Source organism: Anaerostipes sp. (assembly GCF_018381315.1).
In the GTDB taxonomy this organism is placed as follows: domain Bacteria; phylum Bacillota; class Clostridia; order Lachnospirales; family Lachnospiraceae; genus Anaerostipes.
In genome coordinates this window covers 1-1,898 of record NZ_JAGZSD010000051.1, presented here as the reverse complement: position 1 = coordinate 1,898, position 1,898 = coordinate 1, and the positions used below count along the sequence as shown (strand labels likewise).

2 protein-coding genes and 1 pseudogene are annotated in these 1,898 nt (G+C 45.9%); all 3 read left to right on the top strand.

What is annotated here, in order from left to right:
* Window positions 1-337, top strand: a pseudogene (locus KH180_RS16650) (IS66 family transposase); the annotation flags it as partial.
* Between the two features lie 178 nt (window positions 338-515).
* Window positions 516-989: a hypothetical protein gene (locus tag KH180_RS16645; protein ID WP_290762496.1), complete on the top strand. Its 474-nt coding sequence runs from the start codon at window positions 516-518 to the stop codon at window positions 987-989.
* An 11-nt stretch (window positions 990-1,000) separates the two neighbouring features.
* Window positions 1,001-1,567 carry an IS66 family transposase gene (locus tag KH180_RS16640; protein WP_002576095.1) on the top strand — a complete coding sequence of 189 codons (567 nt, stop codon included), beginning with the start codon at window positions 1,001-1,003 and terminating at the stop codon, window positions 1,565-1,567.
* Window positions 1,568-1,898: the final 331 nt, after the last annotated feature.

Sequence of the window (1,898 nt, the reverse complement as noted above, 5' to 3'; positions counted from 1 at the left end):
TAAAGCAGCCAGTGCAGTAGGAGCGGCTTTTAATTCTGGCAAAAAATATCTGGACATGCAGGAAAAACACGAAAAAACGGTCCGCTCCTTTGAGCGCAGGATTAAGAAACAGGATAAAGAACTCGCCGGGTCCCGCCGTGAGATAATCACGGTCCGGAACCAATGGTTTGAGGTGTTCGGGAATCTGGAAAAGGAATTCAACCAAAAACGGTCGGCAGCTTTAAAAGAAATGGAACAATTTAAAAAACGGCTGTTCAAAACGCAGGGCCAGCTGGATGAGGCCCTGGATAAAGTAAAGGAACAGCGTCTGGAGGAAAAGGCAGGAACCTCCAGTTAAGGGCCCAGATGAACCGTGATTATGAAAATTCCTCTCTGCCCTCCTCCTTGTCTGTAAAACACAAAAAAATCCAAAACAGCAGAGAAAAAACAGGCAGGAAACCCGGACATGCCGGACACAGCCGCAAAAAACAGGTCCCCACCACGGCTCCCGTCCTTTACCGCCGCCACAGGAAGCTGTGGAGGACCCTGATTTCAAAAAACCATCAAAATCGATTGTAAAGCAGCTGGAAGTAACAGAATATCAGGCTGACGTTTACTACAACTCAAAAACAGGGGAAAGGATCCATGCCGAATTCCCTTGCGGGATTGTGGATGATGTCAATTACGGTGGGAGCGTGAAAGCCTTTTTGTTTTTGCTCAACCATGACTGCTGTACCTCGATTGATAAAAGCAGTAAGTTTCTGTCAGATTTAACGGAAGGAAAACCGAATCTATCGAAAGGCATGGTGATCAGGCTCAGCCGGGAGTTTGCCTGTAAAACAGAGCAGGAACGCAGAAAGATATTTTCGGACCTGCTGCTGTCACCCGTGATGCATACAGACTGTACCAACGCAAAGGTGAACGGAGCAAGCGCCTATGTATTTATATGCGCGTCCCCTGACGGGAAGGCCCTGTATTTTGCACGTAAAAAAAGGGGCACGAAGGTGTAAAGGGAACGCCGGTGGAGACATACCAGGGAATTCTGGTTCATGACCATGAGTCGACCTTTTTCAATTATGGAACGGACCATCAGGACTGTCTTGCCCATATCCAGCGCCAGCTCAAGGACAGCATTGAAAATGAACCGGACCGTACGTGGAACAAACAAATGTATTCCCCGATCCGGGGAATGATCCATTACCGGAACAGCCTGGAACCAGGGAAGGGCTGCGATAAGGAGGAAATGACAAAATATGAAGCGCGCTACGACCAGATCATGGTGAAGGCAAAGGAGGCGTACGAATACATACCAGCCACCGAGTATTATAAGGAAGGATATAATCTTTCGAGCCGAATGGAGAAATACAGAGAAAACCATCTCCTGTTCCTTCATAATCTCCAGGTGCCAGCTACCAACAACGAAGCCGAAAGGCTGTTGAGAGGGTACAAACGAAAACAGAAGCAGGCCGTGACATTCCGGAGTTTCGAGAGTATCGATTATCTCTGCCAATACATGAGCATACTGGTTATGATGCGCCAAAAGGAATACGTGAATTTATTTGACAGAGTATCCCAGATATTTGGATAAAGAAAAATCGATGGTTGTAACTGAATTCAGTCTACACCATCGGTTCATTCATTTCAAGTTGACGTCTGAACAGTAACATTTTTTTGAATCCGTTCCATTTCTCTGCACATTTAACCACTAACGTTTATCTTGTAAAGCAAGGATTACAAGCGAACAAAAATGCCCTCAGCCAAAACCACCGGTCTGAGGGACATTTTAAACAATACATTATATATTTAGCTTCACATACATCTTATTTAACAATAAACGACTTTCTCTTACTCACCACATCAAAGATAACCGCTGCCAGCAGAACGCCGCCCTTTACCACCTTCTGCAGGTTCTGGTCCAC